At 69.9% G+C, this 23,529-nt stretch carries 25 protein-coding genes; 12 read left to right on the top strand and 13 right to left on the bottom strand.

Annotated features, from left to right (window positions below; genetic code table 11):
* Positions 1-10: 10 nt before the first annotated feature.
* Complete coding sequence (locus ACWDEW_RS24045; protein ID WP_003953493.1) at positions 11-493, bottom strand: CarD family transcriptional regulator; 483 nt, start codon at positions 491-493, stop codon at positions 11-13.
* A gap of 589 nt (positions 494-1,082) precedes the next feature.
* Here ACWDEW_RS24045 and ACWDEW_RS24040 point away from each other — a divergent pair.
* Positions 1,083-1,736, top strand: coding sequence for a DUF461 domain-containing protein (locus ACWDEW_RS24040; protein WP_450514981.1), 654 nt, complete (start codon positions 1,083-1,085; stop codon positions 1,734-1,736).
* Positions 1,737-1,837: 101 nt separating this feature from the next.
* On the opposite strand, the gene ACWDEW_RS24035 is transcribed toward ACWDEW_RS24040, so the two are convergent.
* Positions 1,838-2,518 (bottom strand): response regulator transcription factor, encoded by a 681-nt coding sequence (locus ACWDEW_RS24035; RefSeq protein WP_009340348.1) that lies wholly within the window; start codon positions 2,516-2,518, stop codon positions 1,838-1,840.
* Complete coding sequence (locus ACWDEW_RS24030; RefSeq protein ID WP_450514980.1) at positions 2,515-3,768, bottom strand: sensor histidine kinase; 1,254 nt, start codon at positions 3,766-3,768, stop codon at positions 2,515-2,517. The genes ACWDEW_RS24035 and ACWDEW_RS24030 overlap by 4 nt, the downstream gene beginning before the upstream one ends.
* Positions 3,769-3,999: 231 nt before the next feature.
* Between ACWDEW_RS24030 and phoU the strand changes: the two genes are divergently transcribed.
* From phoU to ACWDEW_RS24005, 5 genes are all read left to right on the top strand, one after another.
* Positions 4,000-4,689: a phosphate signaling complex protein PhoU gene (phoU, locus tag ACWDEW_RS24025; protein WP_200712019.1), complete on the top strand. Its 690-nt coding sequence runs from the start codon at positions 4,000-4,002 to the stop codon at positions 4,687-4,689.
* 116 nt (positions 4,690-4,805) lie between these two features.
* Positions 4,806-4,964 carry a hypothetical protein gene (locus tag ACWDEW_RS24020; RefSeq protein ID WP_019072373.1) on the top strand — a complete coding sequence of 53 codons (159 nt, stop codon included), beginning with the start codon at positions 4,806-4,808 and terminating at the stop codon, positions 4,962-4,964.
* 149 nt (positions 4,965-5,113) lie between these two features.
* Complete coding sequence (locus ACWDEW_RS24015) at positions 5,114-5,362, top strand: SCO4226 family nickel-binding protein (RefSeq protein ID WP_019072371.1); 249 nt, start codon at positions 5,114-5,116, stop codon at positions 5,360-5,362.
* A gap of 160 nt (positions 5,363-5,522) precedes the next feature.
* Positions 5,523-5,714 (top strand): hypothetical protein, encoded by a 192-nt coding sequence (locus ACWDEW_RS24010; protein WP_450514979.1) that lies wholly within the window; start codon positions 5,523-5,525, stop codon positions 5,712-5,714.
* 157 nt (positions 5,715-5,871) lie between these two features.
* On the top strand, positions 5,872-7,251 hold the full coding sequence (locus ACWDEW_RS24005; RefSeq protein ID WP_450514978.1) for a S53 family peptidase: 1,380 nt from the start codon (positions 5,872-5,874) through the stop codon (positions 7,249-7,251).
* 737 nt (positions 7,252-7,988) lie between these two features.
* On the opposite strand, the gene ACWDEW_RS24000 is transcribed toward ACWDEW_RS24005, so the two are convergent.
* On the bottom strand, positions 7,989-9,374 hold the full coding sequence (locus tag ACWDEW_RS24000; RefSeq protein ID WP_450514977.1) for a macro domain-containing protein: 1,386 nt from the start codon (positions 9,372-9,374) through the stop codon (positions 7,989-7,991).
* 100 nt (positions 9,375-9,474) lie between these two features.
* Here ACWDEW_RS24000 and ACWDEW_RS23995 point away from each other — a divergent pair, with 100 nt between their 5' ends.
* Positions 9,475-10,374, top strand: coding sequence for a macro domain-containing protein (locus ACWDEW_RS23995; protein ID WP_450514976.1), 900 nt, complete (start codon positions 9,475-9,477; stop codon positions 10,372-10,374).
* Positions 10,375-10,432: 58 nt separating this feature from the next.
* Here ACWDEW_RS23995 and ACWDEW_RS23990 read toward each other — a convergent pair whose 3' ends face one another.
* The 3 genes from ACWDEW_RS23990 to ACWDEW_RS23980 are packed head-to-tail and all read right to left on the bottom strand — an operon-like array spanning position 10,433 to position 13,471.
* Positions 10,433-11,137, bottom strand: a complete 705-nt coding sequence (locus tag ACWDEW_RS23990; protein ID WP_450514975.1) for a TIR domain-containing protein — start codon at positions 11,135-11,137, stop codon at positions 10,433-10,435.
* Positions 11,134-12,756 carry a hypothetical protein gene (locus tag ACWDEW_RS23985; RefSeq protein ID WP_450514974.1) on the bottom strand — a complete coding sequence of 541 codons (1,623 nt, stop codon included), beginning with the start codon at positions 12,754-12,756 and terminating at the stop codon, positions 11,134-11,136. Before ACWDEW_RS23985 ends, ACWDEW_RS23990 begins: the two co-directional genes overlap by 4 nt.
* Before the next feature lie 31 nt (positions 12,757-12,787).
* Positions 12,788-13,471 (bottom strand): hypothetical protein, encoded by a 684-nt coding sequence (locus ACWDEW_RS23980; RefSeq protein ID WP_450514973.1) that lies wholly within the window; start codon positions 13,469-13,471, stop codon positions 12,788-12,790.
* A gap of 288 nt (positions 13,472-13,759) precedes the next feature.
* Here ACWDEW_RS23980 and ACWDEW_RS23975 point away from each other — a divergent pair, with 288 nt between their 5' ends.
* Both ACWDEW_RS23975 and ACWDEW_RS23970 read left to right on the top strand, forming a co-directional pair.
* Positions 13,760-14,104, top strand: coding sequence for an alpha/beta fold hydrolase (locus ACWDEW_RS23975; protein ID WP_450514972.1), 345 nt, complete (start codon positions 13,760-13,762; stop codon positions 14,102-14,104).
* A gap of 264 nt (positions 14,105-14,368) precedes the next feature.
* Positions 14,369-14,602 carry an alpha/beta fold hydrolase gene (locus ACWDEW_RS23970; RefSeq protein ID WP_450515073.1) on the top strand — a complete coding sequence of 78 codons (234 nt, stop codon included), beginning with the start codon at positions 14,369-14,371 and terminating at the stop codon, positions 14,600-14,602.
* Positions 14,603-14,680: 78 nt separating this feature from the next.
* Here the strand turns inward: ACWDEW_RS23970 and ACWDEW_RS23965 are convergent, their stop codons facing one another.
* Positions 14,681-15,442, bottom strand: a complete 762-nt coding sequence (locus ACWDEW_RS23965) for a phosphoglyceromutase (protein WP_450514971.1) — start codon at positions 15,440-15,442, stop codon at positions 14,681-14,683.
* Between the two features lie 165 nt (positions 15,443-15,607).
* Here ACWDEW_RS23965 and ACWDEW_RS23960 point away from each other — a divergent pair, with 165 nt between their 5' ends.
* A complete protein-coding gene (locus ACWDEW_RS23960; RefSeq protein WP_450514970.1) occupies positions 15,608-16,876 on the top strand; it encodes an MDR family MFS transporter in 1,269 nt (422 codons plus the stop codon).
* Between the two features lie 152 nt (positions 16,877-17,028).
* Here the strand turns inward: ACWDEW_RS23960 and ACWDEW_RS23955 are convergent, their stop codons facing one another.
* Positions 17,029-17,241: a hypothetical protein gene (locus ACWDEW_RS23955; protein ID WP_450514969.1), complete on the bottom strand. Its 213-nt coding sequence runs from the start codon at positions 17,239-17,241 to the stop codon at positions 17,029-17,031.
* 381 nt (positions 17,242-17,622) lie between these two features.
* Positions 17,623-18,060: a DUF2000 family protein gene (locus ACWDEW_RS23950; protein WP_450514968.1), complete on the bottom strand. Its 438-nt coding sequence runs from the start codon at positions 18,058-18,060 to the stop codon at positions 17,623-17,625.
* A 49-nt stretch (positions 18,061-18,109) separates the two neighbouring features.
* Between ACWDEW_RS23950 and ACWDEW_RS23945 the strand changes: the two genes are divergently transcribed.
* Together ACWDEW_RS23945 and ACWDEW_RS23940 are read left to right on the top strand one after the other, a co-directional pair.
* The gene (locus tag ACWDEW_RS23945; RefSeq protein ID WP_450514967.1) at positions 18,110-18,949 is read left to right on the top strand and encodes an AraC family transcriptional regulator; all 840 of its coding nucleotides are present in this window, start codon (positions 18,110-18,112) and stop codon (positions 18,947-18,949) included.
* Between the two features lie 9 nt (positions 18,950-18,958).
* The gene (locus ACWDEW_RS23940; RefSeq protein WP_450514966.1) at positions 18,959-19,603 is read left to right on the top strand and encodes a methyltransferase domain-containing protein; all 645 of its coding nucleotides are present in this window, start codon (positions 18,959-18,961) and stop codon (positions 19,601-19,603) included.
* Between the two features lie 57 nt (positions 19,604-19,660).
* Here the strand turns inward: ACWDEW_RS23940 and ACWDEW_RS23935 are convergent, their stop codons facing one another.
* The 3 genes from ACWDEW_RS23935 to mshA form a co-directional block, all read right to left on the bottom strand.
* On the bottom strand, positions 19,661-21,298 hold the full coding sequence (locus tag ACWDEW_RS23935) for a glycosyl hydrolase family 28-related protein (RefSeq protein WP_450514965.1): 1,638 nt from the start codon (positions 21,296-21,298) through the stop codon (positions 19,661-19,663).
* A 110-nt stretch (positions 21,299-21,408) separates the two neighbouring features.
* A complete protein-coding gene (locus ACWDEW_RS23930; protein ID WP_450514964.1) occupies positions 21,409-21,930 on the bottom strand; it encodes a YbjN domain-containing protein in 522 nt (173 codons plus the stop codon).
* Positions 21,923-23,260: a D-inositol-3-phosphate glycosyltransferase gene (mshA, locus tag ACWDEW_RS23925; protein WP_450514963.1), complete on the bottom strand. Its 1,338-nt coding sequence runs from the start codon at positions 23,258-23,260 to the stop codon at positions 21,923-21,925. Before mshA ends, ACWDEW_RS23930 begins: the two co-directional genes overlap by 8 nt.
* Positions 23,261-23,529 lie beyond the last annotated feature (269 nt).

Raw genomic sequence — 23,529 nt, 5'->3', positions numbered from 1 at the left:
GGTGCCTGCGTCAGGACGCGAGAACCTCGTCGAGCAGAGCCTCGGCCTTGTCCTCGTTCGTGTTCTCCGCGAGCGCGAGCTCACTCACCAGGATCTGGCGAGCCTTGGCGAGCATGCGCTTCTCACCTGCGGAGAGTCCGCGCTCGCGCTCACGACGCCACAGGTCACGGACGACTTCCGCGACCTTGATGACATCGCCGGAGGCGAGCTTCTCCAGATTTGCCTTGTAACGACGCGACCAGTTCGTGGGCTCCTCGGCGTACGGAGCGCGCAGCACCTCGAAGACCCGGTCCAGCCCGTCCTGACCGACCACATCACGTACGCCGACGAACTCCGCATTGTCCGCTGGCACACGCACCGTCAGGTCACCCTGGGCGACCTTCAGCACCAAGTAGGTCTTGTCCACGCCTTTGATCTGGCGAGTTTCGATAGCCTCGATCAGCGCGGCCCCGTGATGGGGATAGACCACGGTGTCGCCAACCTTGAACGTCATGTGACAGGTACCCCTTCCGTGGCTATCCAGGGTAACACGGAAACTGCGTGTTCTGAATGGCGTTTTCGCAGGTCAGGGCATATCTCGGGGCTTGACAACAGCAACAGGAACGTGCTGCGGAGGCTGAGCGGAAGAGGGTATTCGCAGGTCGGAGCGGCTCTCCGGGCGAGGTGAAACGCGTACGTTACACACATCCGGAGGCGCCCCCAAGTGGACGAACGTCCGCAAATGTCTGGTTCCAAGTGCTCGACTTCCGCTACTCCGTTCGGTGCGCGGAGCCCGGTGCGAGGCGAATCCGGAATTGATCACCGAGGTGGCGCGGAACGGCCGGTGATCAATTCTTCGAGGCGTCCTGCATTCTTCACGGAAAATCCGTCGGCGGACGGCTGAGCTGCTTATGTGAATGCCGGACGAGTGCCGGGCACAAGTGACCCGCGGGTCACTTGTGGCACACGGGTACCCGGTTGGGGGAGGGTCGGGTGCGGTGGCGCGGGAACGGCTCGGTAACCTAAGGCCGCTGACAGACACTTAGGGCGGCTTTATTCGGGAGTCGCCCTGCTCCGCCCACGTTCAAGGAGTAGCCGCCGCCGTGAGCAGCAGCCTTCGACGCGGCGCCCTCGCCGCCGCCGCCATCGCGTTCTCGATCGCCTCGCTCGCCGCGTGCGGTGCCGGCAACGACGCCCAGACGCTTCAGGTCAAGCCGGACAACGCGGCCGTCTCCGTCGGCGTCATCAAGGTGCAGAACGCACTCGTCATCACCCAGCCCATCACCGACTCCAGCCCCCAGCCCTCGGGCCCGGCGGTGATCTCGGCGACGCTGTTCAACAACAGCAAGGACCCCCAGACCCTGGACTCGGTCAGCGTCGACGGCGTCGGGACGGCCACGCTGACCCCCGCCAAGGGCAAGGGCAAGCTGACCGTCCCGGCCTTCGGCTCGCTCGTCCTGGGCGGCAGGGGCAACGCCTCCGCCGCGCTGACCGACGTCGGCACCGGCCTGGAGGACGGCAACGCCCAGAAGGTCACCTTCACCCTCAGCACGACCGGCGCGGTGAGCCTGAGCGCGTTCGTCGTCCCGGCCGACAGCTACTTCACCAAGTGGGGCCCGACCTCGATCCCCACGCCCGCGCCGGGCGCCTCCGCGACCACCTCCGCCTCGCCGAAGCCGCACAAGAGCACGTCGGCCACCCCGTCCGACTCGGCCTCCGAGAGCACCACGGCGACGGCCTCGGCCTCGGCCGGCTGACCAGCGGCCGTAGCAGCAGTCGTATGCGCTACGACGAAGGGCGGGACCTCACGGAGAGGTCCCGCCCTTCGTCGTAGCACCGCCAAGAAGGTGTCGGCGGTTTACGGCTCGAACTTGTAGCCGAGGCCGCGCACCGTCACCAGGTACCTGGGCGCGCCCGGGTCCGGCTCGATCTTGGCGCGGAGGCGCTTGACGTGGACGTCGAGGGTCTTGGTGTCGCCGACGTAGTCGGCGCCCCAGACTCTGTCGATGAGCTGCATGCGGGTCAGTACGCGGCCCGCGTTGCGCAGGAGCATCTCCAGCAGGTCGAACTCCTTGAGGGGCAGGTCGACCTTGGAGCCGGAGACCGTGACCACGTGGCGATCCACGTCCATGCGGACCGGACCTGCCTCGAGGGCGGCCGGGGTGACCTCCTCGGGCTCGCCGCGGCGGCGCAGGACGGCCCGGATACGGGCGACCAGTTCCCGGGACGAGAAGGGCTTGGTGACGTAGTCATCGGCTCCTATTTCCAGGCCTACGACCTTGTCGATCTCACTGTCCTTGGCCGTCACCATGATCACGGGGACGTTGGAGCGGCCGCGCAGCTGGCGGCAGACCTCCGTGCCGGGCAGCCCCGGCAGCATCAGATCGAGCAGGACGAGATCGGCGCCGTTGCGCTCGAACTCGTCGAGTCCGTCGGGCCCGGTGGTCGCGATGGCGACCTCGAAGCCCTCCTTGCGGAGCATGTACGACAGGGCGTCGGAGAAGGACTCCTCGTCCTCGACGACGAGCACTCGGGTCACGGAAGGACCTCCGGGGCGGGAAGCGGTTCGTACGGGGATGTGTCAGGGGACCCCTCGACCTCGTCGTCGAGGTCGGGGTGCTGGTGGGCACGGTCGCGGGCCGCACCCGCCTCCGGCAGCCGCAGGGTGAACGTGGAGCCCTGTCCCTCGGAGCTCCACACCGTGACCTCCCCGCCGTGCGAGGCGGCCACGTGCTTGACGATCGCCAGCCCGAGACCCGTACCGCCGGTGGCCCGCGAGCGGGCCGGGTCGACACGGTAGAAGCGCTCGAACACGCGCTCCTTGTCCTTCTCGGATATCCCGATGCCCTGGTCGGTGACGGCGACCTCGATGTGGTCGCCGCCGGGCGCGGACACCCGGCGGGCGGCTATGCCGACACGGGTGCGGGCGGGCGAGTAGTTGACGGCGTTCTCGACCAGGTTGCCGAGGGCGGCGGCCAGCTGGCCCCGGTTGCCCCAGACGTGCAGGTCGGCGGTGCCGCCGGCGGCCATGGTGATCTGCTTGGTGCCGGCCTGGTGCCGGCAGCGGTCGATGGCCTCGGCGACGAGTTCGTCGACGCGCACCGGTTCGGCGTCTTCGAGGGGGTCGTCGTTCTGGACCCGTGACAGGTCGATGAGCTCCTGCACGAGATTGGTCAGGCGCGTGGCCTCGATCTGCATACGGCCGGCGAAGCGCTCCACCGCCTCTGGATCGTCGGAGGCGTCCATGACGGCCTCGGAGAGGAGGGAGAGGGCCCCGACCGGGGTCTTCAGTTCGTGGCTGACGTTCGCCACGAAGTCTCGTCGTACGGCCTCGATGCGGCGGGCCTCGGTGAGGTCCTCCACGAGGAGCAGGACGAGCCGGGAGCCGAGCGGGGCCACCCGTGCGGAGACGGCGAGTGCCTCGCCGCGTCCGGTGCCGCGCCGGGGCAGATCCAGTTCGACCTGGCGTATCTCGCCGTCGCGCCGGGTGTCCCGGGCCATCTGGAGCATCGGGTCGACGGAGAGTTTTCCGCCACGGACCAGTCCGAGGGCGTACGCCGCCGAGCTGGCCTTGACCACGGCGTCCGCTTCGTCGAGGACGACGGCCGAGGAGCGGAGCACCGAGAGGACGGTGTCCACGCCCGGCGGAAGCACCGGGTCCGTGTGCAGGGAGGTCCTGGTCGGCCGTTTCTGGTCGCGTTCGCTCCAGCGGAACGCCAGCATGGCGATGACACCGGTGAGCACCCCGGCGATCGCTGCCGCTGCGGCGACCGCCGCGTTCACGTCCATGCCCCCAGGTTAGGCATGGGATACCTCCTGGCCACAGCCATCGGAGTGCGACCTCGAACACTCGTCGCCCAGAGTTCACCTTGGAGCCAGTATTGGTTCATTTGGGGTGGCGGAAACCGTCGCGTAGGAGCGGGAACGTGGGAGCGTGGGGTGGAAGGGCCGGTTTTTCGTCACAACGGACAGGCCCGGGGCCCCTGAGCCCCCGAAGCGAACGTAGGAGAGGGAACCCTGATGCGGGACGCGTACCACGAGGAACTTGACTCGATCGGTGACGGTCTGGTGGAGATGGCCCGGCTGACCGGGTCGGCGATCGGACGCGCCACGACGGCGATCCTGGACTCCGACCTGAAGCTGGCCGAGAGCGTCATCGAGGCCGACAAGAAGGTCGACGACCTCCAGCACGACCTGGAAGCACGGGCCATAGCCCTGCTGGCCCGGCAGCAGCCGGTGGCGACGGACCTGCGGATCGTCGTCACGTCCCTGCGCATGTCGGCCGACCTGGAGCGTTCCGGCGACCTCGCCCAGCACGTGGCGAAGCTGGCCCGGCTGCGCTTCCCGGACCGCGCGGTGCCGCACGACCTGCACGCGACCATCCTGGAGATGGGCCAGCTCGCCCAGCGCCTGATGGCGAAGGCGGCCGAGGTCATCATCACGAAGGACGTCGACCTGGCCCTCCAGCTGGAGCAGGACGACGACGCGATGGACCTGCTGCACCGCACGCTCTTCCAGCACCTGCTGGACGACAAGTGGAAGCACGGCATCGAGACCGCGGTCGACGTGACCCTGCTCGGCCGTTACTACGAGCGCTTCGCCGACCACGCGGTGTCGGTGGCGAAGCGCGTGGTGTTCCTGGTCACGGGTGAGCACGCGGACGAGCTGCAGCCCGACATCCAGCCGGCGACGGGGGCCGAGGGGGCGTAGGCCCCAGGTCGGGGGTCTCGTGGGGGAAGCCTCAATGCGCCGTTGATGCGCCCGCCGGAGCGGGCATCCAATGGGCAGCATCCGATGGGCACAGGCACCAGCCTCCAGGAGGACCCATGGCCGAATCCCCCGCTACGACGACGCCGGACCCGACGCAGGAGCGCGAGACGCAGCAGCCCGCCGAGATCAAGAGCCTTCCGCTCTTCGGCGCCTGCGGCTGCGGCTCGGGCTGCGGATGCGGGTGCCAGTCGGGCAATCCCTGCCAGTGCGGCTGACCGCCGCCTGCTCCCGGAGGGGCCTCGGTGCTACGGCGCCGGGGCCCCTCCGGCGTGCTCGGGGGCCGTCTCCGGCCGCGGTGAGCAGGACGTCCGTGGCGAAGGAGCGCAGCATGGGAAGGGGGAACAGCACGAGGAGGTGCGAGGCCATGGCCCAGTACATGGACGTACATCACGGAATGAAGGGCATCACGGCCGACCAGTTGATGGCGGCCCACAAGGCGGATCTCGCCGTGGAGAAGGACGAGGGCGTCCACTTCGAGCGGGCCTGGGCGGACCCGGAGTCCGGGACCGTGTACTGCCTGTCGGAGGCACCGTCGCCCGAGGCGGTCCAGCGTGTTCACGAGCGCGCGGGGCACCGGGCGGACGAGGTGCACCCGGTGCCGTACTCGATCTGACGCCGTACACGGGGTGTTGGGGGGTACCCCGGGGGTGCGGTCAGCCCCACCCCCGACGGGGTGGGGCGCTCCATGGTGGGTGCGGGCGAACGACGGCATCGTAGAAGCCGGTTGGCCCCCAGCCGATCCCCACCGATCGCCCGCCCGGAAGGAACGTCCCATGGAATCACGGCAGTTCACCGAACCGGCCGAGGTACCCGGCGAGAGCGTGCTCGCTCCGCTGCTGGCCGCGTGGGACCAGGCGCATCCCGCCAAGGGTGATCCCGAGTGGCGGCACCTGCTGGACGAGATCGCGCATCCCCGCACCACGGAGGCGTTCCGGCGGCTGGCCGGAGCCGGGTCCGCGGTCTGACCGAACCCGCCCGCCCGGCAGGACCGTTCGAGCATTGGGTGCTGTTTGGGCAAAAGCTTCGGCATCGGCAGTTCAACTGACTTGTCCTGTGCATGTCTCACTGGATGAGATGCACGCAGACCATCGCGTGCAACTCACAACCATCCAGGGGGCACTCATGCACATAGCCCGGAACAGACGTGGCATCGCGGTTTCCACGGCCGCCACCGCCACGCTCGCCGCAGCCGCACTGGCAACCGCCCCGCTGGCCGGCGTCAGCAGCGCCGCACCCGCCGCCGTACCGCAGACGAAGGCGATACCGGCGATCACCGGACACGCCCTCGCCCGACATGTGTCGAGCCCGCTCTCCAGCGAGCAGTGCGAGGCCAAGTGGGGGATCGCCTGCTACAACCCGCTGCAGTACCGCACGGCGTACAACCTCAACTCCCTTTACAAGAAGGGCATCACGGGCAAGGGACGCACGATCGTCATCGTCGACTCGTTCGGTTCGCCGACGATCCAGCACGATCTCGACGTCTACAGCAAGCAGTTCGGCCTGAAGAGCGCCAAGGTCAACGTGGTCAAGTGGGGCAACGTCCCCGTCTTCGACCCGAAGAACGCGGACATGACCGGCTGGGCCGGCGAGACCACCCTGGACGTCGAGATGGCGCACGCGGTCGCGCCCGACGCGAAGATCGTGCTCGCGGAGACGGCGGTCGCCGAGACCGAGGGCGTCACCGGTCTGCCCGAAATGATGGACGCCGAGAAGTACTTGATCGACCACGGCGTCGGCGACGTCATCACGCAGAGCTTCGGCGCCACCGAGAACACCTTCCCCGGCTTCGACCAGGGCGACTTCTCCAGCATCAAGAAGCTGCGCTACGCCTTCCAGGACGCGAAGCGCAAGCACGTGACCGTCCTCGCGTCCTCCGGCGACGGCGGCGCCACCGACTACAACCTGGACGGCTCGGCCTTCTACGACAAGCCCGTCAACTCCTGGCCTTCTTCGGACCCGTTGGTCACGTCGATCGGCGGCACGCAGCTCCACCTGAACGACAAGGGCGACCGCGTCACCCCGGACAGCGTCTACAACGACTACGGCGCGAGCGGCGGCGGCCAGTCCCACGTGTTCTCCCGCCCGTCCTTCCAGAACGGCGTGAAGAGCGTCGTCGGCACCCAGCGGGCCACGCCCGACGTGTCGATGGCCGCGGCGGTCAACGGCGGCGCCTGGGTCTACTCCAGCTACGACCCGACCGCGATCGGCTGGGACGTCTACGGCGGCACCAGCGAGGCCAGCCCGCTCTTCTCGGGCATCGTCGCCCTCGCCGACCAGGCGGCGGGACACCGGGTGGGCGACATCAACTCGGCGCTGTACGCGCTCGCTCGGCACGGCGCCAAGAGCAACGGCATCGTCGACGTGAACGACGGCACGAACAACACGTACGCGGGCGTGACCGGTTACACGGCCGGCAACGGCTACGACATGGCGACGGGCGTGGGCACGGTGGACGCGCTGCGCTTCGTTCCGGCGCTGGCGAAGGCAAGCTGGAAGCACTGAGGATCCGCGGATCCCTCTGAACTCCCGTACGGACGGCCCGGGTTCACATCAACCGATGCGAACCCGGGCCGTCCGCATCCCCAGGCGGGCGGGCTCATTCGAGGAAAGGAAGACCTCGCCCCGGAAGACGTGACGTGCGGCCCGGAGAACCAGGACCACCGTCGTGGACGATTACCGACCAGTCCACGAACCGCAGCATCGCTGCTCCCCCACATCGCTGAATTCCCAGCGTAGTCGGGGGTTCTCCTCCGCTGTTCCTCCCCGTGCCTCGCAGCTGAAGGAGCTCGCGCGAAGAAGCTCCGGTCGCCGTCGGCGGGCATGGTGCGGCCGAAGGTGCTGTACCGGCCGCCCGCGTCGTGGATCCACCCTGACCGCGCGTCCGGCAAACGCCCGAGATCCGCGTTCTCCCATGTGTGGCCCTCCTCGGCGCAGCTCTGCCGGAGGGCCACGACGACCTCGCATGAGGGAGTGGCTGCCGCCGAACCTGCCGCTGCTCCGAGACCTGTCCACCGGCGCCGGAATCGGATCGGAAGCGGGTGGTGGCTACCCGCGGAAGCGCCGGCGGCGGTGCACTGGGATCCGGTGGGGCCGGGTGGCGGTGGCGGACCAGGACCGGCGGGCGATGCCGCATGGGGGAGCCGTAGATGCGGAGGAACCTGTCGGAGCGGGGGACGGACGCCGAGTGCCGCCCGGTCTCACCTCGGGCTCGGCGGCCTCGACTTCCTTGCCGCCCCTGGTCATTCCGCCCGGTCGGGTCCCGGAGCGGGCTCCAGATCCGGCACCAGTTCGTGGAAGCGCCGCTCGACCGGCGACAGATCGGTGCTGGCCAGGTCCTCCGGGCGGACCACTATGCGCAGTTCGGGGGTGAGCGCGGGGTAGCGGCGGCACGCGGCGATGAACGAGTCGACGATCAGGGCCACCAGCTGGCTGCGGTCGAGGTCCGTCACGCGGGCCAGCCCGGAGCCGATGAGCGGGACGGCCACCGGTCTGAACAGGCCGTGCACGGCCACCGAGGCCCAGAGGTTCTCCAGGCCGGAGCGCAGGTCCTCGTCGCGGGACCTGGCCACCAGGTCGTTGCCGAGCCGCGAGTAGGCGACCGCGAAGATCCGGCGCCCGTCGACGGGTACGGCGACGGTCGTGCCCACCGGGTAACGGACCCGCCGGCCGCGCGGCTTGGCCCGCGCGCTCTCCGTGGCGACGGCCCGCACGGCGCGCAGCCCGGTCTTCAACTTCTCGTCCAGCAGGCGGCGTCGGCCCCCGAAGAGCCTGTCGACGAGCTGGCTCTGCACGCTGTCGCGGCTGATGACGATGTCCTGGTCGGTCTCCGTGTCGAAGGTGTCGGTGAAGCCGACCACCAGATTGCAGTCCGTCTGCTCGAACAAGTCACCGCGGACGAGGACGACATCCGCCCGCTGACCGGGCAACGGGACCCGGTGGCGCAGCAGTTCGGCACCGTGCCGGGCGCGCAGCGCGGCCCTCAGGGCGTCCAGGGTGCGCGCCGCGTCGAGGTCGTCCGGATGGTCACGGACGATCAGCTCCGCGACCGGCAGCGCGAGATCCGGACGGCCCAAGTCGGCCTGGACGCGGACCAGTTCACGCCGGGCGGAGTCCAGCAGCGTGGTGAGCCGGCGGATGAAGGGGTCGGCGAAGGTCTCGCCGTTGACCTCGGCCAGCGGCCGGCCGCGGATCAGGTCCAGCGCCGCGATGAGCTCATGGGCGGCAGTGGCGGGCGGGGCCAGCAGGGCGGCCCCGACGACGGCCGTGAACCGTGCGCTGTCCAGTTCCTCGGGCCGCAGCACCAGGCGGTAGGCGGTCTCCGGACCGTGCACGGTGACCTGCTGTTCGGTGCGCAGCACGCGGGCGGCGGTGCCGTCCTGGCGGGGATCGAGCGCGCGCCGCAGCTCCAGGACGCGCTTCTGCACCTCGTTGCGGTTGCGCTGGTCCAGATGGCGGGGTCCGTCCGCCAACCCCCATACGTCACGCCGCAGTTGACGTACGGGCACAGCCTCCCCCTCGGCGGCCACCAGGCGGACCAGCAGCCGGGTGGTCAGCGGGGTCAGCCGGACCGGGATCCCGTCGACGTCGAGCCGGACCGGCCCCAGCACTTTGACCTGAATACGCACTCGCCCATCGGTCACCCGCGTCGCCCCCGCCGCGCCCCTGTATCACCCTGTGTCACCGAGAAGTGACAAGAAGATTATCATGATGCCTTGGAGAAACCGTGTGGTCCGACTCCGCATACCGGTCCGCTTTCCGAGGCTCTACGGCACCGGGCGCGCCCGAAGGGTTTTCGCGCGCAACACGATGGTGGCCTTCGGCGGAATATCGGCGGTGCTTCAGTTCGTCGGGCAGTTCTTTCCCCGGAGCTTTCCCGATCCCGGCACGGTCACGGTGGTGTCCGTGGCGGCCTGCCTGGTCTGGGGGCTGGTCCAGGCGCGGCCGGTACCGCGGGTGGAGCAGGTGTTCCGGCGGCCCGATCTGACGGTGGTGGTCGAGGCGGGCGACGTGTTCGACCAGCCGGCGCATCTCGTCGTCGGGTTCTGCGACACCTTCGACACCGCGTCGGCCGACGGCGAGGTCATCAACGCGGCCAGTGTGCAGGGGCAGTTGCTGCTCCGGCGGTACGACGGTGACGTGCGGCGCCTGGACGCGGAACTGGTCGCCGCGCTCGCCGGGGTCGCGCCGGTCGGACGGGAGGACCGGGACCGCAAGCCGCTGGGCAAACTGGACCGGTATCCGGTCGGCACGGTGGCGGTCCTGGGCACCCGGCCGAGGCTGGTGTTCGCGGTCGCGTACAGCCGTATCGGCAACGACTGTGTGGCCGCGTCCAGTGTGGAGGAGCTCTGGCTCGGTCTCGGCAGGCTCTGGGACGCGCTGCACCGGCACGCCCAACTGGAGCGCGTGGCCATGCCGTTGGTCGGCTCGGGGCTGTCCCGGCTCGACCATCTCGACCAGGACAGCCTGCTGCGGCTGATCCTGATGTCCTTCGTCGCCCGGTCGCGGGAGGGCGCGGTCTGCCGGGAGTTGCGGGTGGTGGTGCGTCCCGCCGATCTGGAGCGGATCGACATGCGGGAGGTGGCGGCCTTCTTGAAGGGTCTCGCGTCGGGACTGGACCGCGTATGACAAAAAGAAGGGGGGGACGGTCGTCTGGGCGTCCGTCCCCCTGTCTCTTCTCTCGGGTTCAGGCAAGCCTCCGATACGCGGAGAGGTTCTGGAAGTACCGGGTCTCGCGCCATTCCGGCCCGCTGTCGTCGAGTTGGCAGCCGGCCAGCCTCAGCCGTGCGGCGATCTTCGCGAGGGAGGACTCCGTGCCGTCGAACCGGATGACGTTGATGCCCGCGGTGTCGGCGACATGCCGTAGCCGGCCGACCTCGACGATGACGGTCCGCTCGGGGTAGGCCATCAGCACCATGCCCAGCTCGATCAGCACGTTCTGCCGTGGCTGGCCGGTGAGTTGGGTCTCGTCGTCGGGTTCGCGGTTGCCGAGCAGGTGCGGGTGGAGCTTGGCGACGTCGTCCGGGGTGAGCAGGACCAGGGCGGCCTGCGCCTGCGCCGGTGCGTTCATGACCACCTCGCCGAGGAAGGGCGCGGTCTTGCCGGTGGCCCGCACCAACTCCTCCCACTCCAGCGGCCGTAGGTCGAGCCGGCGCAGCAGCCCGAACATCGCCTGCCGCACCTCTTCGTCCCGGCCGTGCACGACGAAGACGCTACGGCCGCGGTCGTGGCGGTCGGGCGCCTGCCCGGCCGTCTGGTCGGACCGCTGGTCGGACGGCTGCGACTGGGTGTCCGAAGTCTCGGGCGCCGCATGGTAGTTGTAGCCGAAGCCCTTGTTCTCCCCGCCGAGAATGACCTGGCTGTTGTCGCCGAACGTGTGGCTCTCGCTCATGACTGGTCCCCTTGGCTGCCGGACGAATCGGGGCCCTGCGGGCGGTGGTTGTACCCGAAGTTCTCGTTGTGCCCGCCGAGGATCGCCTGAGCGTTGTCCCCGAAAAGGATGTTGGTCTGGGCGCGGTCGTGGTCGGCGAGATCCACGTCGTGGTCGTCCAGGAACTGGCGAATGGTGTGCAGCAGTCGGCGCTCGACGATCTGCGAGTACTTCAGGGCGTCGGTCTTCTGGAAGAAGTGGTGGTAGGTGTCGCTGGTGGCCATCTCCCGGACGCTGGTCAGCGCGCCGCAGTCCACCGACTCGTTCGCGTAGCGGGCGAGCCGGAACTCGCTGGTGTCGACCGTCGCGCCCGCCGCCGTGAACTCTATGGCGGACCGCCCGCCCCGCCGGGGCCGCACCCACCGGCGCACCCGCCCCGGCAGGAACCGCTCGGGGAACAGTCGCAGCGGCGACAGTCCGAACGCCACGCACCAGCTCGGCACGGCCTTGACCATGTCCCACGCGACCCGCCACGCCAGCCGGCCGTCGAAGGAGTCGGGCAGTCGGTCGACGAGGTGGAACTCCCTTACCAGCGGCCCGAGTACATAGGTGTAGAACTCGGTGTGCAGGGTGTCGCCCTTGAGGTCGAACCCGACGAAGATCGAGGTCACCAGCTCCTCGTTCCAGGATCCGACGCGCACGCACAGATACTCGCGGGCCGCGTCGTAGTCCTCCCGCCAGTGGATGTCCGGCAGATCGTCCAGGCCGGGCAACTGGGACCAACCGAGGCCCAGCGTACGGTCGTTGGTGCGGATCGCCGTCGTGTAGCGGCGCTGTTCGACGGCCAGCCCCTCGATCCGTTCGTCCTGGCGGACCTCGTCGCGCAGTTCCGCGTCCATCCGGGCGGCGACGTACGAGGTGATCTCGTGGACGGTGAACGGCTTGACCGGTTTGCGTTCCACGTCGTCCAGGTCGGCCCCGGATCCCGACCCGTTGACGTCGAAGTCCTTGCGCGCGGCGAGGCGGTTCTTGGGCGCGCCGAGCAGGAGTTGGGCGTTGGCCCAGTCACGCAGGGGCAGTCCGGCACCGACGAAGGGCCGGAACCCACCGTAGAAGACCAGGCCGTCGTGGCTGCCCTGCTCGGCGTCGATCTTGCCGATCAGGGCAGGGGTGAGCCTGCCGTTGGCGGGGTAGGCGCCGTCGAAGCCGCCGGCGGGGCCGGTCTCCTTCAGACGGGTCATCAGGATGTGCAGGGTGACGACCCGCCGCAGATAGGCGGCGCCCCACAGCACCCAGAACAGGAGCTGCGCGGCGACGAAGGGCCCCAGCGCTCCGTTGCTCAACAGGATCAGCAGCAGGACCGCCGATCCAAGCCCGACTGCCCATTGGATACGGCGCAGTCGGCGCGCGGCGAGGGCATGGGCGAGGACCGACACGGCGTCGTAGCCGTACGAGGGCGCGACCACTCTGAAGCGCCTCTTGAGCAGTTCGCGGATGACGTCCTTGCGGTAGCCGGGGTCGAGGTAGGTGCCCGCGGACAGCAGGCGGGTGGCCTTGGTCCGCGCGTACACGCGGGTGCCCCGCGGCGGCGTCACGGGCGGCGGGCCGGGCGGATTGCGGTGCGGTGCCTGTGTGCTCACGATGGTTCAGCGCTCCACTCGTGCGGGATGGTCAGCCGGTCGGGGTTGCCGTGCCCTGGGTGATCACACCGTCGAGCACCGTGTAGGCGGCGTTGTAGGTGTGCGAAGTGCCGTCCGTCTGAAGGGCGTCGAGGACCAGCGACACGACGCTCCCCCGCACGGACACCTGACTGACGGTGTCGCGCTCGGTGGTGGCGTAGCCCGCGACGAACGCGTCGTAGTCGGGGTCCCCCAGGTTCTTGCCGCCCAGGGCCCAAGCGGTCGAGTAGTCACGGTTGTTGATCGCCTCGAAGTAGGCGGAGACGACGGCTTCCGGCTCGGCGGCGGTGGCGGTGCCTGTCGGTGTCGCCGGGTCCGCCGGGTTGGCCGGGTTGCCCTCGTCGGTCGAGGCCGGGGCGGTCGGGGTGACCGAGTCGGGCGTGGCGACCGGGTCTGAGGCGCCGTAAGGGCTCGCCTCGACGGATCCGGTGTACGTGTACGACGCCGTGGGCGGGTTCCACGGCTGGGCCTGCGCTCCCCCGCCTCCGCTCCCGGTCGACAGCGAACCGTCGACCAGCCCCAGGAGCAGGACGATCAGCAAGGGCACCCCGATGACGGTGAGCCCCCAGGTGCGGGCGGCTCCGGGGGGCGGGATCAGCCCGTCGGCACGGTAGGACGTCGGCGGGTTCGGCACGGCGGGAGCAGGGGCGGACGGCGGTGGTCCGAGGTCGTTCATGGGGCACTCCAACGGTCGCGACAGTGCGCCGACTTCGCGCCCCCCGTCGCACAAAGGCTGGTTGACACCTTGCATGCCACCGCCACCACCGCTTCCGCCACCAGAACCGATCCGCTTCCGATCCACTTCCGGGGCGGTGGGAGTATCAGGGTGAAGTTATCTTCACTTGACGAACTCGACATTGCGCCTCATTCTTCCCGATGTGACGACCTGACCCACCCGATGTGACGATCTGACCCAATCGTCCGCAGCATCCCGCCTTGACGTCGCCTTCCCGATGGAGTGTTGATGACCGCCAGAGCGACCCCCTTGCTGTTCGTCCACGGCTACTGGCACGGCTCCTGGTGCTGGAGCGACGTCGTCGCCCACGTGGCCGCAGCCGGCCACGCGGCTCTCGCGGTGGACCTGGCCGGCCATGGGCTGCGCGCCCGGCGGCCGGTGTGCCTCACCACGCGCCCGTTCGACCCGGCGGCCCTGGCCACGGAGGCCTCACCGGTCGCCGATGTCGACCTGGACCAGGCAGCCGACCTGCTTGTCTCACAGATCGAGCAGCTCGGGCACGGGGCACCGGTGACCGTGGTGGCCCACAGCATGGGTGGCACGGTCCTGACGCGGGCCGCACAGCCGAGCTGATCGCTCATGCGGTGTACTTGACCGCGTTCATGCCGGCCTCGGACATTCCGGCTGCCGCCTACATCCAGAGCCCCGAGAACTCCGGTGAGCTCATCGGCCCCTGCCTTCAGGCCGATCCCGCCGCGATCGGAGCTCTGCGATTCGACCTCGCGTCGGACGACGCCGCCTACCGCCGGCGGTTGCGGGACGCGTTCTTCGGAGACGGCGACCAAGCCGTCGCCGACGCCGCCATCGGGCTGCTGACCCCCCGACGCCCCGGTCGGCATCGCCCTGGGCACCACCACCCTGACCCGCGAGGGCTGGGGCTCCGTTCCCCGCACCTACGTGACCTGCACACGGGACATGGCCATTCGGCCGACCCTGCAGCAGAGGTTCATCGCGGAGGCCGACACCGCCTTCCCGGACAACGCGACCTCCGTCGTGGCCCTCGACGCCTCCCACTCACCGTTCCTGTCCATGCCCGGGCGGGTGGCGGACATCGTCACGAAACTGACCTGACCACCGGCACGGAAAAAGCCCCCTGCGGGCGGAGGAACCGCGGGCAGGGGGCTTGATCAGGCGGGCGGTGTGGAGGGGCTACTTCTTCTTGCCCTGGTTCTTGACCGCCTCGATCGCCGCCGCCGCCGCGGCCGGGTCGAGGTAGGTGCCGCCGGGGTTGAGCGGCTTGAAGGAGGCGTCGAGTTCGTACGACAGGGGGATGCCCGTCGGGATGTTCAGGCCCGCGATGTCGGCGTCGGAGATGCCGTCGAGGTGCTTGACGAGGGCGCGGAGAGAGTTGCCGTGGGCAGCGACGAGGACCGTGCGGCCGGCCAGGAGGTCGGGGACGATGCCGTCGTACCAGTAGGGGAGCATGCGGACGACTACGTCCTTCAGGCACTCCGTGCGGGGGCGCAGCTCCGGGGGGATGGAGGCGTAGCGCGGGTCCGCGGACTGGGAGAACTCCGTGCCGTCCTCAAGGGGCGGGGGCGGGGTGTCGTAGGAGCGGCGCCACAGCATGAACTGCTCCTCGCCGAACTCCGCGAGGGTCTGCGCCTTGTCCTTGCCCTGGAGGGCGCCGTAGTGGCGCTCGTTCAGGCGCCAGCTGCGGTGGACCGGGATCCAGTGGCGGTCCGCGGCCTCCAGCGACAGCTGGGCCGTGCGGATCGCGCGCTTCTGGAGGGACGTGTGAACGACGTCGGGGAGGAGGTCGGCGTCCTTCAGGAGTTCGCCACCGCGGACTGCCTCGTTCTCGCCCTTCGCGTTCAGGTTGACGTCCACCCAGCCGGTGAACAGGTTCTTCGCGTTCCACTCGCTCTCGCCGTGGCGGAGGAGGATCAGCTTGTACGGTGCGTCGGCCATGCCCCAGAGCGTAATCCACGCATTCGGGCCGAGGTCGGGTGCCCACCTCCCGGTCCGACAGTTGACGGCTTCTGTTAATTGAGTGGTCCGCCGACCCTCCCTCTTCGTAAGTTGTGATCGCCGCCTTGGCCACTTACACCACCGTCCGACCGTGGGGGATCCGCCATGTCACTCGCCGCCCTGAGACGCGCCGCCCGGGAAACCGTCTCCGGTCTGCCCCGCGAGTTCTGGTGGCTGTGGACCAGCACCCTCGTCAACCGGCTCGGGGCGTTCGTCTCGACCTTCATGGCCCTGTATCTGACCCTCGACCGCGGCTACTCCGCCACCTACGCCGGTCTCGTCGCCTCGCTGCACGGGCTCGGCGGGGTCGTCTCGTCGATCGGCGCGGGCGTGATGACCGACCGACTGGGCCGCCGCCCCACGCTCCTCATCGCCCAGTCCTCGACCGCGGCGGCCGTGGCACTGCTCGGCTTCATGCACGACCCCCTCGCCATCGCCGGTGTCGCCTTCCTCGTCGGGATGGCGAGCAACGCCTCCCGGCCCGCGGTGCAGGCGATGATGGCCGACATCGTGCGGCCCGAGGACCGCGTCCGCGCGTTCTCCCTCAACTACTGGGCCATCAACCTCGGCTTCGCGATCTCCTCGATGGCCGCCGGGTTCATCGCCGAGGTCAGCTACCGCGCCGGGTTCCTGCTGGAGGCGGGAATGACGGCGGCCTGCGCGGTCGTCGTCTTCCTGAAGCTGCCCGAGTCCCGGCCCACGGTCGCCACACCCGACGACGGCAAGAAGTCCGTGGACTCGGTGGGCCTCGGGACCGTACTGCGCGACGGGCGGTTCATGAGCGTCGTAGGACTGTCCTTCCTCGTCGCGCTCGTCTTCCAGCAGGGTTCGGTCGGACTGCCGGTCGCGATGGGCGAGGCCGGCTTCACCCCCGCCGACTACGGCACCGCGATCGCCGTCAACGGCTTCCTCATCGTCGCCCTCCAGATCCCGGTCACCCGACTCATCGAACACCGGGACGCCAAGCGGCTGTTGGTGGTCTCCTCGCTCCTCGCGGGCTACGGCTTCGGGCTCACCGCGTTCGCCGGCTCGGTCGGTGTCTTCGCCCTCACGGTGTGCGTGTGGACCCTGGGCGAGATGATCAACGCCCCGACGCAGACGGGCCTCGTGGTCCGCCTGTCCCCGGTCCAGGGACGCGGGCGCTACCAGGGCATGTACACGCTGTCGTGGGCCGTGGCCGCGCTCGTCGCCCCGCTGATGTCCGGCTTCGTCATCGACCGGTTCGGGGCTGAGTGGCTGTGGGGGTTGTGCGCGGTCGTGGGGACGGGGGCGGCGGTGGGATACGGCGTGCTGATGCGACGGCTCCCGGCGAACGAGACGGCAGCTCCCGAGTCCTCGGCCGCCGTGGCGGCACCGGAGGTCAGCGCGGCCTGACGGCCCCGCGCCGACACGGCCACACCGTCGCCTTCCCGACGATGAGATACCCGACGGCGAGAGACCCGACGGCGACGAGCCCCCTGCCCGCACGTCTGCTGCGGGCAGGGGGCTCGTCGCCGTGGCCGGCGATGACCACCGACAGGCACCGGTCAGTAGGCGACGTTCACGCCGACGCTGTGGGGGAGCGCGCCGAGGGTGCCCAGGACAGTCGCCTTGACCGAGTCGACCTCGGCGAGGAGGTCCGCACTGCTGAGGGTCGTCGAGCCGACGCTGACGCTGACCTGCGGGCTCACGCCGCCGGAGACGGTGTCGAGCTCGGTGTCGGAGATCTCAAGGGTCTGAACCTGGGGAGCGGAGTTCATGGGGAAACTGCCCTTCGCGTGGTGGTCCACATGGGGATGCGGTCCCGCTGGGGACGGGCTGCGGGCCGCGATGCGCAGGATCAAACCACGCGACGTGCGGGGCAGCCAGTCCGAACCCGCTCCCCGCAGGACAGTTGAACCCGCCGACGGCCCAACCGTGTGAGTGTGCACACGAGTTGGGCCCGGGTTCTCTACACGCGACGGCGCACAGTGGGCCGACAGGCAGTACGGCGACCGGTTCGAACCGGACAACTCGGCCCCAACAGGCCCAGCCCGCCCCGCGGTTGCGCACGCCTTGTGCAGATTCGGTCATGGAGGGCGTCACGCATGGCGTCACGCGTAGCGTCTTGGAGAACGCCATGGAGAACGTCATGGAGGGCGTCACGGATGCATCCGCGCCCCCTTCACCACCTTGTCCACCCCGTTCCGCGGCCCGTACACCGCCAGCCCCACCACATCCAGGTCGGCCGTGGCGACGGCCCGGACCGCCGCCCGGTTGTCCCGGTCGTTGCCGGTGCCGAACAGGTCGGAGGTGAAAACCGCGCGCGGCAGGGCCCGGGACAGGACCCGGGCGTGGGTCGCCACCAGGACCTCCTTCGTGGCCTCGAAGACCATCACCGGCTGCCGGAACATCGGCAGATAGCCGACCCCGTCGGCGTCCTCGTACGGCTCCCCGATCACCTCGGGGAGCTGCGTTCCCAGGCCGCTGACCAGGAAGGACGTGACGTTCAGCCGCTGCCAGGGCTCCAGGTCGTCCCGCAGCAGGACGGCGATCTTCGTGTCGAAGCGGATCGGTTCACCAGCGATGTCAGTGCTCATGCACCGAGACTGCCGACCGCCCCGCGCCCCCGTCTTGTACGTTCTTTGCATGGCCCCGCAGCAGGGCCCGGGCCGCCTCGGCCCAGGCCGCCCCCAGCAGGAAGTCTCCGCGTGGCGGCCCCGCATCCCCGGTGTCGTCGAGGTCTTCCACGCCCACTTCACCGAGTACGCCTACCCGATGCATGTGCACGACGCGTGGACGCTGCTGATCGTGGACGACGGTGCCGTGCGGTACGACCTCGACCGGCACGAGCACGGCACCCCGCACGACACGGTGTCCCTGCTCCCGCCGCACGTCCCGCACAACGGCTCCCCCGCCACCCCGCACGGCTTCCGCAAGCGCGTCCTCTATCTCGACGGCACCCACCTCCCGGACGACCTGATAGGTTCCGCCGTCGACCGGCCCGACCTCCTCGATCCCCAACTCCGTCTGCGCGTCGGCCAGTTGCACACCGCGCTCGACCACCCCGGCGACGAACTGGAGGCCGAGAGCCGCCTGACGCTCATCGCCGAACGACTGCACGCGCATCTAAGGCCGTCCGCCCCCGCCCCCGCCAGGGACCCCGCCCTCGCCCGCACCCTGCGCGAACTCCTCGACGAGCGCGTCACCGAGGGCATCGCACTGGACGAGGCCGCACGGCTCGTGCACGCCCATCCCGCCCATCTGGTACGGGCGTTCAGCGGCGCCTACGGCATCGCACCGCACCAGTACCTGATGTCCCGGCGCGTCGACCGCGCCCGCCGGCTCCTCCTCGACGGCCGCCCACCGGGCGAGGTGGCGGCGGCGACCGGCTTCTACGACCAGTCCCATCTCACCCGCCACTTCCGGAAGTTGGTGGGGGTCACGCCGGGGCGTTATTCACGCGACAGACAGCGACACCGCAGCTAGGTTCCGCGCATGGACTGGCACGAGTGGCACGACGCCTACGACTCCCCCGACTCCTACCTCAGCGAGCGCCTCGCCCGCGTCCAGGAGCGCGTGCGGTACGCCCTCGACACCGCCCCGGCGGGTCCGCTCACCGCGATCAGCCTCTGCGCCGGACAGGGCCGGGACCTGATCGGCGTACTGGCGGACCATCCACGCGGGGCCGAAGTCCGCGCCCGGCTGGTCGAGTTGGACGAGCGCAACGTCGCCGACGCAACTGAGGCCGCCCGGGCCGCCGGCCTTCCCGGGGTCGAAGTCGTCGCCGGGGACGCCTCGTTGACCGACCAGTACGCCGACCTATCACCCGCCGACCTCGTCCTCCTCTGCGGCGTCCTCGGCAACATCACCGACCCGGACGTCGAACGCCTCCTCGACCACTGCACCGCGCTGTGCCGGACCGGGGGCACGGTCGTCTGGACCCGTAACCGCAAGGCCCCGGACCTCGTCCCGCGGATCTGCGCCTGGCTGGAGGAGCGCGGCTTCGAGCGGCTGTGGGTCTCCGATCCCGCGATCACCGCGTCCGTCGGCGCCCACCGCTTCACCGGCGAGCCCCGCCGACTCCCGCCCGGACAGCACATGTTCGACTTCATCGGCTACGACACCCTGTGGCGCACGTGAGTCACAGGTCCCGCTGTGAGTCAAAGGTCCCGCGGTGCGTCACAGGTCCCCCCGCGGTCACAGCTCCCGCTGGGCCTCGTACAGGTTCCGCGGCCGTACGGCGTCCGTCGTGCCGTAGAGCTCCAGGCGTGAGTGCAGGTCGCCGGTGAAGTCCGGGACGTCGGTCTGGTCGAACTCGGTGACCGTGTTGACGCCCACCGTCGCGCTGTACGGCGCCAGTTGGTCGATCTTCATCAGGCCCGCGCGGCCGTTGGTGACGCGGATGTTCCAGTGGGTGAAGCGGGCGCCGAAGAGCGGGCCGGCGTTCGCGTCGCCGCCGTGGCGGCCGTTGTTGTTCACCGTGATGTCGGTGCGGACGTTGGCGAAGGGCAGGCCGCGGTGGCTGTCGAAGGTGCCCATGCGCATGTCGCCGCGCGACCAGACGTTGTAGGAGGACAGGCCCTCGACGTTGATGCCGTGGAGCTGGGTGTTGGGCGGGGCCGGGACCGTCCGGTCCTCGATCGTGAAGTCCTCGATGAGGTTGTCGTGCGAGCCCTCGCGGCAGAAGTACGGGTGGTGGGAGCCGCGGCCCGCCACCGTCGTCCCGCGCAGGGTGCACGCCGAGGCCGCCACCAGGCCGAAGCCGTTGTCCACATGACGGACCGTCACATCGTCCAGCCGGCAGTCGTAGGCGCATTGGAGGACGACTCCGTTGTAGCCCTTGTCGAGGAGGTGCGGCTGCTGCGGGGTCTCGACCGCCTCCAGAGTGAGGCCTTCGACGCCCGAGCCGGTCAACTCCTCAACGTGAGTGGTGAATTGGGGGTTCCACTCGGGGCGGAGATCGAGCGGCAGCGGGCGTTCGAGAGTCACCCTGCGGCCGTGGACGTGGGCGATGCGGACGGGCCATTCGTAGGGGACGTACGACAGGAGCTTCGTCTTGTCGCCCCAGTAGTACGCCTCGGGGCCGGGGCCGCCGCCCGCCATGTGCTGGAGGAGGGTGTGGGCGGTGTCGTCGGCGAGGCGGAGCAACACCAGTTCGCCCGGGCTCAGTTGGGAGGCGTCCGCGACGCGCACCGTCCACTCGCCCTGCCGGGCCGGTTCGACGGTCGTCAACTGCCGCCATTCGTCACGTCCGTTGCCGGTCCAGCCCTCGAAGGGCCAGGCCTTCGCCCTGATCGCGGCGACCAGTGAGTCCCAACGGGCCGTCGGGGCAAGCCAGATGAGCCCGCCCGCCCAGGACCAGGACGACTTGTCGCCGCCGTAGCGGGAGCCGTAGACACCGATGAGTTCGGTGAGGTTCTTGGTCGCGTAGAGCTTCGTACGGTCGCTGCCCGCACCCCTGACCACGACGTTCGAGTGGCCCACGCGGATCACGTCGTCGATGCGGAAGGTGCCGGGCGGGAGGTGGACCGTGCCACCGCCGGCCCGGCCGGCAGCGGCGATGGCACGGTTGATCGCGGGGGCGGAGTCGGTGGTGCCGTCCGCGACAGCGCCGTAGCGGAGGACGTCGAACACCCGGGAGGGGCGGGGGTGGCGCCTGGCGCCCGCCCTGCCGACGTACGGAATCTGCGGGTGGGTGAAGGGGGTGCGGGTGAACTCCCGCCAGAGGGAGGGGACTTCACCCTTCGGGCCCGCGGGCCCCGGTTTCGGCAGCGGGACCGCCAGGGCCAGCGTGCTTCCGAGCAGGGTTCGTCTGGTGAGACGGGTGTGGTTCATCTACGTACGTCCTCCCACGCGGATCTTCATGGATATGAACGACGTTCATGAATGTGCTGGCGGTGAGCATGCCACGAAGCCCCTTCGGCGGGGAAGGGGTCGGGTTGCGATCAGTCGGTCGGCCGCTGGGTCAGGTGGGTGAACGCGTCCAGGTTCCGTGTGGACTCCCCGCGCGACACCCGCCACGCGTACTCCTTGCGGATCGCGGAGGAGAAGCCCAGCTCCAGGAGGGTGTTGAAGCTGCCGTCGGCGGCCTCCAGGACCTGGCCGAGGAGGCGGTCGATCTCGGCCTCGGTGACGGCGGACAGCGGGAGGCGGCCGGTGACGTACACGTCACCGAGCCGGTCGACGGCGTAACTCACGCCGTACAGCTTGAGGTTGCGCTCCAGGAGCCAGCGGTGGACGCCCGTCTCGTTCTCGTCGGGGTGGCGGATGACGAAGGCGTTGAGCGAGAGGGAGTGACGGCCGACGAGGAGGGAGACGGTCGTCGACAGCTTGCGGGTGCCCGGGAGTTGCACCACGAACGTGCCCGACTCCGGGCTCTCCCAGTCGAGTTCGGCGCCCTTGAGGAAACCCTCGATGACCTGCGCGGCTCCCTGCTCCGCCCGGTCCTGGTCCGCTTTCTCACCCATGGTGCGAGCGTACGTGACGGCGGTGGGCCTGGGCCGCGGCCGCGTAGACGTCGGCCGTGGCGGCGGCCGCGGTGTCCCAGCCGAAGCACTCGGCGTGCTGTGCGGCGGCCTCGCCCATGCGGGGCGCGAGGTGCGGGTCGTCGGCGAGGGTGCGCAGGACGCGCGCGTAGGCGGCGGGATCATGGCCCTGGACGAGGAAGCCGGTCTCCCCGTCGCGCACCGCCACCGGGAGGCCGCCGACCGAGGCCGCGAGCACCGGCGTACCGGCCGCCTGCGCCTCTATGGCGACCAGCCCGAAGGACTCGCTGTACGACGGCATGACCAGCACGGACGCGGCCCGGAACCAGTCCGCGAGCTGCTCCTGCCCGACCGGCGGCCGGAACCGTACGACATCCGCGATGCCCAGCCGCGCGGCCAGCTTCTGCAGCCCCTCCGGCTTGGCGAGACCGCTGCCACTGGGCCCGCCGACGACGGGGACGACGATGTTCGAGCGCAGCTCGGGCCGCTCGTCGAGCAGCACGGCGACCGCGCGCAGGAGCACGTCGGGCGCCTTCAGGGGCTGAATGCGCCCGGCGAAGAGCGGGATGAGGGCGTCCTGCGGGAGCCCGAGACGGGCGCGGGCCGCCGCTCGCCCGTCCGCAGGCCGGAAGCGTTCGAGGTTCACACCCGGGTGCACTACGGCGACCTTGGCCGGGTCGGCCGCATAGTGCCGTACGAGTTCGTCGGCCTCCTCCGCCGTGTTGGCGATGAGGCGGTCGGCGGCGGCGACGATCTGGGTCTCGCCGATGACGCGGGCGGCGGGCTCGGGGGTGTCGCCGTCGGCCAGGCTGGCGTTCTTGACCTTGGCCATGGTGTGCATGGCGTGCACGAGGGGGACGCCCCAGCGCTGGGCGGCGAGCCAGCCGACGTGGCCGGAGAGCCAGTAGTGCGAGTGGACGAGGTCGTAGTAGCCCGGGCGGTGGCCGGCCCACGCCTGCATCACTCCGTGCGTGAACGCGCAGAGCTGGGCGGGGAGTTCCTCCTTGGCGAGACCTTCGTACGGCCCCGCGTCGACATGCCGGACGAGGACGCCCGGGGCCAGCTCGACGGTCGGAGGCAGGACGGCGGTGGTCGCGCGCGTGAAGATCTCCACCTCGATGTTGATCGCGGCGAGGCGCTGCGCGAGCTCCACGATGTAGACGTTCATGCCGCCCGCGTCGCCCGTGCCGGGCTGGTGCAGCGGTGAGGTGTGCACGGAGAGCATGGCGACCCGGCGGGGTTTCCGGTGCAGCCGCAGCCGGGCGGACGACGCCTGGGAACGCCGTCCGAGCCTGCTGACGTACTGGCTCACGTGGCGTTCCTCCTCGCTGCGGGCATGCCTGAGGGAGGGCGTGCGGTTCCCTCCAAGGGGGTGCAACGCCGGGGGGCGGGAATCTCATTCCGGCGCATGGGGATTTTACCTGGACATTACCGATGGTCGCTCAACCGTTCGAGCCGATACTGCGTGGGCAGTTGGGGCGCCGAGCGGTCATCGGCCATGCACATGACCATCGCTTGACCTCCCCCAGAGCCGTCCCCGACCGCCCTTTCGCCACCTCTTGACCTGTGCCGATACAACCT

This window comes from Streptomyces sp. NPDC001100, assembly GCF_053598575.1.
Note: the sequence above shows the minus strand (reverse complement) of the source record. Positions and strands in the feature narration are given on the sequence as shown.